The organism is Erysipelatoclostridium sp. MSK.23.31, from assembly GCF_019125875.1.
In the GTDB taxonomy this organism is placed as follows: domain Bacteria; phylum Bacillota_I; class Bacilli_A; order Erysipelotrichales; family Coprobacillaceae; genus Thomasclavelia; species Thomasclavelia ramosa.
Genome location: NZ_JAHOCB010000078.1, coordinates 1 through 8751 on the forward strand (window position 1 = coordinate 1; position 8751 = coordinate 8751).

10 protein-coding genes are annotated in these 8751 nt (G+C 42.5%); all 10 read right to left on the bottom strand.

What is annotated here, in order from left to right:
* Nucleotides 1-475: conjugal transfer protein (locus KSU54_RS18035; RefSeq protein WP_217746714.1), on the bottom strand; the 475-nt coding region annotated here is incomplete at its 3' end.
* Between the two features lie 16 nt (nucleotides 476-491).
* Nucleotides 492-1499 (bottom strand): bifunctional lytic transglycosylase/C40 family peptidase, encoded by a 1008-nt coding sequence (locus tag KSU54_RS18040; protein ID WP_041968841.1) that lies wholly within the window; start codon nucleotides 1497-1499, stop codon nucleotides 492-494.
* Nucleotides 1496-3700: a CD3337/EF1877 family mobilome membrane protein gene (locus KSU54_RS18045; RefSeq protein WP_117791824.1), complete on the bottom strand. Its 2205-nt coding sequence runs from the start codon at nucleotides 3698-3700 to the stop codon at nucleotides 1496-1498. Before KSU54_RS18045 ends, KSU54_RS18040 begins: the two co-directional genes overlap by 4 nt.
* Complete coding sequence (locus tag KSU54_RS18050; RefSeq protein ID WP_117791825.1) at nucleotides 3700-6150, bottom strand: ATP-binding protein; 2451 nt, start codon at nucleotides 6148-6150, stop codon at nucleotides 3700-3702. The genes KSU54_RS18045 and KSU54_RS18050 overlap by 1 nt, the downstream gene beginning before the upstream one ends.
* A complete protein-coding gene (locus KSU54_RS18055) occupies nucleotides 6128-6526 on the bottom strand; it encodes a conjugal transfer protein (protein ID WP_003061368.1) in 399 nt (132 codons plus the stop codon). The genes KSU54_RS18050 and KSU54_RS18055 overlap by 23 nt, the downstream gene beginning before the upstream one ends.
* A complete protein-coding gene (locus KSU54_RS18060) occupies nucleotides 6513-6680 on the bottom strand; it encodes a hypothetical protein (protein ID WP_217746715.1) in 168 nt (55 codons plus the stop codon). The genes KSU54_RS18055 and KSU54_RS18060 overlap by 14 nt, the downstream gene beginning before the upstream one ends.
* Entirely contained in the window at nucleotides 6643-7146 is a 504-nt protein-coding gene (locus KSU54_RS18065; RefSeq protein WP_117791826.1) for an antirestriction protein ArdA, read from the bottom strand. Before KSU54_RS18065 ends, KSU54_RS18060 begins: the two co-directional genes overlap by 38 nt.
* A gap of 17 nt (nucleotides 7147-7163) precedes the next feature.
* On the bottom strand, nucleotides 7164-7667 hold the full coding sequence (locus KSU54_RS18070; protein ID WP_117791827.1) for an antirestriction protein ArdA: 504 nt from the start codon (nucleotides 7665-7667) through the stop codon (nucleotides 7164-7166).
* Nucleotides 7586-7792, bottom strand: a complete 207-nt coding sequence (locus KSU54_RS18075; protein WP_438696237.1) for a hypothetical protein — start codon at nucleotides 7790-7792, stop codon at nucleotides 7586-7588. The genes KSU54_RS18070 and KSU54_RS18075 overlap by 82 nt, the downstream gene beginning before the upstream one ends.
* A 177-nt stretch (nucleotides 7793-7969) precedes the next feature.
* Nucleotides 7970-8572 (bottom strand): alpha/beta hydrolase, encoded by a 603-nt coding sequence (locus tag KSU54_RS18080; protein WP_226811782.1) that lies wholly within the window; start codon nucleotides 8570-8572, stop codon nucleotides 7970-7972.
* Nucleotides 8573-8751: the final 179 nt, after the last annotated feature.

The window sequence follows — 8751 nt, forward strand, 5'->3', positions numbered from 1 at the left end:
TTGTCTGTTCTCCCTCTTTTATCTGCTGATCTACTTCGTAGGTAGCAGAAAAAGTATCTGTTCCCGATTGCTCGATATTCCATACAAGCACATCTGTAACTGTGGAACTGGTCGGTATATCGGTTCTAATGGTATCTACATTCAAGTCCTGCAATTCCTTTGTCAGATAATTGTTGATTGCCTGCGTCCTTGCTTCAATCGCTTCTTTGCTGTTGCTCCATGTGTAATAGGACTTCGCAAAATTCTTCACGAAATTTTCTATCCCGTTGGTGTCCTGCAAGCGAAGCTCTATGATTTCTTTTTCATGGGTCGTGTGTTGGTCGATAGCCGTAAAATTCTTATACGCCCCAAAGCTCACGCTTGCGATAAGCACCGCCCACAACGCAATCACGGTTTTTTGATGTGTGCCTACCTTGACAGTACGCACCTTTTTTTCTTTGATATTTTCTGTCTGTTTCTTATTCTTCTTAAACATATTTTCTGAGTCCTTTCTATTGTTTTACTCGTCCTGCACCAATTAAGTGCTGTTGCCAGTAACTACTATTTAAGTCTGCATATCCTATCGGATTTCCTGCATGGTACATCTGGTTATTTCCTACATAAATTGCAACGTGCGTTACATAAGTACCAGCGTTATAGGTAGAATGGAAAAATACCAAGTCCCCAGCCTTTGCCTGCGAGAGTGGCAGATGTTGGGTAGCGTCATACTGTGCTTGTGCCGTTCTCGGTAAGGAGATACCAGCTTTTCCATAGCACCATTGCGTCAATCCCGAACAGTCAAAGGAAGTGTTGGGATTGCTACCGCCATACACATATTTCCAGCCTTGATATTTCAACGCTTCATTCATGACCTTTTGTGCCAGTTCTCCCGATACCTGCGGTACAGTTAAATACTGATTGACTAATTCCACATAGAACATATTTCCATAGCCATACCGCCAGCCCCCATTCTTTGCAACGGCTATCGGGTTGGTGTAGGTTACTTTCTTTCCACCCGATTTTTCACGGGCGAAGCTCTCTGCAAGGTTAAAGGTGTGTTTCTTTCCTTTTCCTGCCACATATCCCACATAACCACCGCCATAGTTATAGGACTGTATCGCTACATTCAAATCGTCGATACCTTGATTTTTGCAGGAAGAAAGCAGGGACGCAAAATACTTACACCCCTGCTTGATTGAGCTTTCCGTATCTAAAGAGTTGGGCGGTAAACCAAGACTTTCTGAACTCTGCATAACATCTTCTGCCGTACCGCCACTTTCTACTTGAATGATAGCCAGTAGCACGTTGACATACTCGGAGATACCGTTTTCTCTGGCGTATTTTTCCACCATAGGCTGATGTTTCAAGACTTCTGCGGATAAATTCATACCCGTAATGCCAGAAGAAAAGTTGCTGTTCTCGTCGTCGCTGTCCGCACTAATGAGGACACCAAAGAAAAGGACTATGGAAAAGAGGATAGGAAACAGACTGCCAATAAGAGCGATATGTTTCAGTTTCATTTTTTCTTCTGTCCTTTCTTCGTTACAAGGTTACGGTTCTTTTCGGTATGTTCCGTTGTACGCTTTGATTGTTCAAAGGTCTGTTTCTTTGTAGTACGCTCTGCTTTGTAATTCTGGCGTGTTTCCTGCGATACTACTTTTTCTACATTCTGCCTATGTACTGGCTGTGCAGGCTGGGTCGCTTTCTTATCAGAAGCACCAGAAGATAACGGACGCTCTTTCACAACATTTGTCTTGACTGGTTCACTTGCTTTTGAAGTGGTCGCTGTGGCAGGACGTTTCACTTCCTGCATTTTTTCCGCACTCGGCTTTGGAATGGTTGAAGCTGTGGCTGGTCGCTCATGGGGACGGGTAGCTCCCGTTGTCGCTGATCCGTCCGTCTTTCTTTGTCTTGCTTCTTGTGCCTTTTGAAGCTCCATACGTTTGTCAGCGATATTCTGTCTATGCTGTTCCTGCTTTTCCAATCGTCCCGTCTGTCTGGACTGCTGTTCCTGCACCATTCCACGCTTGAAGTCAGACACGCTGGACTTTGCCTTTTCCTTTGCGGAATACACCGCATAAGCGGTCTGTGTCGGCATATCCTTGATATTCTCTTTGACAGCATTTGCCTTGTCTTTCACTTTATTTTTCGTATCTAAGACAGCACCCACCTTTGAGCCTGCACGATTTCCAAAGCTGGAAGTGGTATTGCCCCGATTTTCTTTAGAAACGGTATTTTTTCTTTCAGCCCGTTTGCCAGCAACGGCACTTCCAGCCACCGCACCAGCTACACCACCCGAAATACCGCCAGCACTTACCACCCTTGCAATACGGTGTTCCATACGCCTAGCCCGATGTCGCATAAACAGATACGGTCTGCGGAATATGCGTCGTCCCATGCTTTGACTGTCGCCAGCATTAAGTGAGAACATACTCATTAAGTCACCCAGCTTCATATAGATACCAGCGAAACACACTATCTGCAAGAACGCCACCATGAAAAACGGATAATCTGTGGAAATGTTATAAAACATACTGGAAATGCTGAACGCCACCGTTACAATGAGCGTTATTCCTGCCCGTGTCATTATAGTATTAAATACCCTTACGATTGCCTGCTTTGCCATGCTTTCATAGCTCGGTATCATAGAGAGCAGGAAACTAATCGGCAGGAACATAGCGAAAATGATAAAAAGTATCTGGCTGAACAACATCATACCCGTAAGCAAGAATACAAATATCGTGATACCTAAATTGAAGAACAAGAGGAAAAACACCATACCTAAACGGGTTACCACCTGCGGTATCGTCAGATTGTTGTTGTCGTTATCCTCGATTTCTGTTTTCACGACTTCCTCTCTGGTTTTTCCGTCCTCGTCCTCTGGACTTACTGATACCAGAGCTTCGACACGGTCTGTGCCGATTTCCTCTGCGTTGCTGTTCCCGAATTGAAGCAAGAGCCACGGCTGTTCCACTTGAATAGAAAATAAGCTGTCCCGTATCAAGTCCACGCTGTCCTTGCCCTCGCTGTCAGAATTAGGGAGCATGATTTTCGTTCCCAAGTCTAAAGAAGCGGTACTGATGTCTGATGAAAATTCATTTATCTTCTTAATGTAGTCGGGAGCATAGGCAATAAATGAAGCGGACAGCACGAACACCACCACAAAGTTGATAACAGCGTGAAGTGCCTTGCTGGTTTCCCGTTTGATAAGTCCCGTATAAGCAACATAAAGTCCCACCACTAAGATAATGAGAAGCAAAAATCCAACATAGAAGCCAGAGCTGGAAAAGCCGTTTGAAGTAACGCCTGCAAGGGTCTGTATGCTTTTTCCGATACTGTCTGCCATATCGTTAATAAAATCAAGTTTATAGGCTTCCTGCACCACATAGCCCGTTGCATTGCTTAAATAAAGGCTTATCGTCCAGACAAAGTTGGTAATGCAGTAAAGCCCGTACTGCACCGATTTTCCGATACCGTCCAGCCAGTTCCACGGAAGCCACGACCAGCTATTATCCACATAAAAATCAAGCTGGTAATTCGACAGCGGATATTTTGAATATAGATTTTCTGCGTTTATGGTATCGTCCACAAGCCCCGTCGCATGAGCCACCGTCCCCAGAAGTGAAAGCAGGATAAGGGAGAGTGCCACCACGAACAGAGCCATTTTGAGAAAGTGGAAAATCTTCTTTTTTGTGAACGCACCTTTTATCCTTTCTTTCATCACTCCACCTCTTTTCTCTGTACGGGCGGTCTGGTATCAAAGGCGTGTAGCAGTTCTTCAAATACTGGGTGTATCTGCACCACACCGACACGCCCGTATAAGTCCTGCAATAAGCATTGTCCGTTCTCCAAATCACGAAGCCGTTTCTGGTTGTTCTCGTCGTCCTTGTCGATACCGAAAAATTCTAAGGTCTGCTTTATCTCGTTAATGTCAGTAGAACGAAAGGCAAATTTCAAGCCGATATTGTTTTTCAGACTTTCCTTTGACACGTCCCCAGAAGATTGTGTAACGAAATAAACGCCTGCCTGCATAGCTCGCCCAGCACGAACCAGCTTATTTGATAAGGTTTCGCCTTGTGCTACATTTAAGAACGCCCACGCTTCATCAAGGTCTACAATCTTAAAAATGCTTCTGTCGCTGTGAATGAAGTCGAGTGCAAAGGTACTAATCACAATCAGCATAGACACCGACAATAATTCAATGGTCGTGTATTCCTCAAAAGTGGTATCTTTATCTGGCAGTACAAGGTCTGCTACTTGAATGATATTGAGCTGGTTATCCAGACTGATTGCATTTTCCACCGTACCGTCCGAAAACAGCAGATGTGCAAAGTCGTAGTCTGTGAAGCTGTCGATATGGTCTGCAATATTTCTTGATATGGGCGTATCTTCACGGCGAAGCTCGTCTATCACATGGAGTAAGCCCCGACTGTCGCTCTGGGTAACGGAGCGTACCGCCTTACGAAGTACGGGGAATTTTTCGCCGTCCCTAGAGGAAATACCCGTAAGGAATGTTAAGATGTCGATTGCCAGACTTTCAGCGTCTTTTACATTCTTCATAATCACAAACGGGTCAAGAAGTCCTGCATTGTCCTTGTCGCTGGTAAGATTTACGATATTGATTTCATGGGCTATCTCTGGGAGCGTTTCTTTCCAGTTGCCACGCTCGGCTTTGGGGTCTAAAATGACTGCTTGACCGCCAAACAACACCGAATAATACACCAGAAGATTGTTGCAGAACGACTTCCCACCGCCAAGAGAACCGACAAAAGCAGACGCAAGGGCGTTGGTAACTGTACCTTTTACGCTCTGCGAAGCCAAAGACGGTTGCAGGTACACATTTCTTCCCGTATCAACGGAATAGCCCATATAGATACCCGTAGTTTCTCCTAACTGCTGGGTCGCTCCAAAACCAAGCCCAGCCAAGAAGTCTGATTTTACATACTGCACATAGTCATTGATATATCGCTTGCTGGCAGGAAAAAATTCAGAATGAAGCCCCAGCATATCCCCAGCAGGACGCACCAGCTTTACATTGAGGTCGTCGTAAAAGTCTTTGACTTCATCACAACGGCGTTTTAATTCGTCCAAATCATCAGCCGATACACGCACTACATAAGAGAGCTTATACATACTTTCTTTGCTCTGGTCTAAGTCCGTTTCCAGCTCGTCCACGCTGTCTAAAGCGTCCACCACATTTGAGCTGGTTTCACTTCCAGCTTGATAGGCGTGATTATCCAAATCTTTCAATTCCTTTTTCTTATTGCGGACTGTCGTTAATGCTTTCCGATTTTCCACGATTTCTACATTCATAGAAGTATCAACGGGGAATGTGAATTGCTGTTGCTGGAAATAGAAGATTTCAGAGGACGGAAAATCAAGCTCCCCTACAATCGCATTGACGGTAAAGTAGGACACATAACTTTCCTTGTTCTCATGTTCCAATCGTAAATACCGCTGGCTTTCCTCAATCACACACCTTGTCGGGCGGATAAGGTCGTAGTGTTTTATCAGCGTTTCTTTATTCAATTTTTTCTTTGGTAGCTGGTACTCATAATCTTCATAGGCGATACCGTCCCTGCCGTAAAGATGTTCCATGAGATAGCCAAAATCATTGATTTCCAAGCGACGCACCTTAAAGCGACGGGAGATTTTATTTTCCAGTAACTTTTCCATTTTCATGTAACGGTTGATTTCATCATTCGGCATGGAAACAAAATCATTCATCAGCGTGTGGTTCACTTCATGGAGAAATTCCGTGAACGTCAGCCACGCCGATTTTTTGATGTTCTTCAGATTGAGCTGTTCTTCCGTAACCATGAGCTTAAAGCCAAGAAAAAAGCGGTAGTCCACTTGATTGTCCCCAATCATAGATACTAACGCTTCGGTCTGTTCGTCTATCTTCTGATAGGCAACTTCCTTTAATTTTCCAGTTACCAGCTTCTTTGACTGTTCCTGCATACTGCGTATGGAGCTTTCCGTAGCAATCTGCAAGGCATGAATTTTACCCTCACGGGACTGTGCGATTAGCTGTCGGAAACTGTCATGCACGATAAATTTCTGCTCTGCGGATAAGAAAGAATAGTTGTACGGTATCAGCTCATAGTAGGCGAATACCTCATTGTCCTTGTTCCAGACAAGGTTATTGTCAATATATTTTATCGGGAACATAGTTCACACTCCTTACTGCCGTGATTGTTTCATTGAGTATCTGCTTATGCAGTTTTACGGCTTTTCCTGCATAAGTGATTTTTGGTCGCAGGGCATAGGTTATCTGTGATTTCAAAAAGCTGTACGGCTTCTTTCCGTCAAAGGTTTTCTGCGACATAAACCAAGTGAGAGCAACGGGAATACCGAAGTATTTGAGAAATGCTCCCTCAATCATAGAAAGTGGGGGAATATCCCCAAACAGAATGATGATAAATTCTGTAATCACAAACCATGTAATCTGTGTAAAAGTAACGGGAAAGGGTAAGTTAAAGTCATTGATTGCATACAAGACTTTTTCCACGTTCCAGATACCCGTATAAGATTTAATCTTTTTCAAGTTCTTTCAGCTCCTTTCGTAAGTTTCTAAATGGAAAAGGACAGCCATTTTCAGACTGTCCCGTAAAGAGAAATACGCTGTCAGTAGCAACAATGCTTGTTGCTGATCTTCCAGCGTTAATATGGTATCTCGCACATACCTCGGCTTGTTTCAATGAAGCGACCACCCAGCTCCAAATCTCTCCCGTAGGCTTCATAGTCAATGTAGTTTTGTAAGTGGGGTGGAATATCGCCAAGTGCGTTCAGTTCGTCTACATAGTAGTAGGCAACATCTGTCATGCTTTCACAGTCGGGATAATAATAAATATCGTCCTTATGTTCCACGACTTCTTCCAGCGTCCCGTAGTGGCTGATAAATTCGTCCAGACATTCTACGATATAGTCGGGAAGTTCCTCTATCATTTCATACATCTCATTGAGTTCTTCAATGGAAACATACTCGCCAATCGCAATAGGAAAGTTTTCGGTATCGTGGATTGCATATTCCTCATACTGTTCATTCAAGCCGATTTTTTCTTTTACATCTTCCTCGTCAATAGGAAATGTGAACCAAGCACCGACTAAATAACCCTCATTGTATTTGCCAAGATTAGCAATGTAAACCGCCATATCATCAATCATAAGCACCACCTCATTTCCTACTCTGGCAGTTCAAAGATACCGTGTTCCGTTACTAAAAATTTTCCGTATTCCTGCAAGTGAGAAGCGTAGGCTTCAAAGTCAAAGTAATATTCTTGACAGTCCTCGGACAGATGTTTGAATATCGGGTCATTCATCAGCTTTTGCCTTGCAACATCTATCATGTTTTTGCAGTCGGGATAAACCGTAATCACGTTCCTGCAAATATAAAGTGCTTCTAAATTTTCATACACGGTAAGAAGTGATACATATTCTTCCTGCATATCGCTTGAAAGCTGGCAGTACATAAAATCTAATTCGTTGAGCTGATACACGCTGGTATGTTCGTGAACTTCATCAGCATAAGGCAACACCTTTTCGATAATACGATAATCTTGACTTTCTGCACCGATACCTAGCTTTTCTTCAAACTCGGCAACATCTATCGGCAAGTCGAACCAGTATGATATTGTTTCTTCGCCAGTTGTTCCTCTCGTTTCCACCAGCACCCTTGTTTCCTGCATTGTTCCTCACGTCCTTTCTGTTGTTTCATCACATCTTTTAAGGTCTGGTACGACATACCAAACACATATTTAGAAAAATCTTCTAACTGTCTTTCTTCATAGTCGGCAGGGCTCAGTCGTTTCATTTCATGCCATACCTTACGCTTGTAAGAGGGCAGGTCGGAAATGTATTCACAGCCGACGTTTGCCTGCATATCCTTAAAAATATCGCTCATTTCATCACTCCAATCTGAAATTTTGGTAAGAAAAAAGCAGTCAATCCTAAGACTAACTGCTTTGTGTGTGGATATAAAATCTAAATTCTATTGTATAACTTTTCTTAGCCAATTATCTCTAAAGAAAATCTGTTCGTCAGTATGAAACCAATGTTCTCCGTCATTCATAACGGTAAGATTTGCACAATGTCTATCAATAAATTTATCTACCGTTTGACGTGATGTAAGATTATCATGTTCAGCATACAAAATTTCAGTAGGCGTTTTCCAATTTATCGGGTTTGCCCGAACAAAACATAGATATTCCCACGATAATGTTTCTCCAAAATCAGTTGGTATTTCTTTTCTTTCAGAAAGTTCCTTTTCAGACACATTCGCCCAGCTCATCATATCTATTATAAGTTGTTCCATATCAAGTATAGGCGATATGAATAATGCTTTTTCAATCTTGAAATTCTGTAATGTGTGCATTGTAAAATAAGCTCCTATACTATTAGCAAGTACATATATGTAGTCATATTTTTCAGATATTTTATCGTAGACTTCCATAATTTTATTTTTTACAATCCACGGGAAATAGTCATTATAATCTACTCCAAAAACATCAAAATCTAAACAAATATTTTTGAACTGTTCAGCTTCAAGATAACTTCCACCTTTACCATGAACATATATCATTGCTTTCTTCAAAATAACGCCCCCATAAATCAGAATTTTATATATCCACATTATACCATTCTCATATCAGCACCACAATAAAATTTTATGCACCGATAATCTTATTGAACAGCTCTAACAGACACCATTTCATCACTCCAATCTGAAATTTTGGTAAGAAAAAAGCAGTCAATCCTAAGACTAACTGCTTT

What these genes read in the sequence shown, in the direction of transcription:
- KSU54_RS18065 (WP_117791826.1), bottom strand. Translation starts at nt 7,146, where the DNA reads ATGATTGATGATATGGCGGTTTACATTGCTAATCTTGGCAAATACAAT.
- KSU54_RS18050 (WP_117791825.1), bottom strand. Translation starts at nt 6,150, where the DNA reads ATGTTCCCGATAAAATATATTGACAATAACCTTGTCTGGAACAAGGAC.
- KSU54_RS18075 (WP_438696237.1), bottom strand. Translation starts at nt 7,792, where the DNA reads ATGAAACGACTGAGCCCTGCCGACTATGAAGAAAGACAGTTAGAAGAT.
- KSU54_RS18040 (WP_041968841.1), bottom strand. Translation starts at nt 1,499, where the DNA reads ATGAAACTGAAACATATCGCTCTTATTGGCAGTCTGTTTCCTATCCTC.
- KSU54_RS18070 (WP_117791827.1), bottom strand. Translation starts at nt 7,667, where the DNA reads ATGCAGGAAACAAGGGTGCTGGTGGAAACGAGAGGAACAACTGGCGAA.
- KSU54_RS18045 (WP_117791824.1), bottom strand. Translation starts at nt 3,700, where the DNA reads ATGAAAGAAAGGATAAAAGGTGCGTTCACAAAAAAGAAGATTTTCCAC.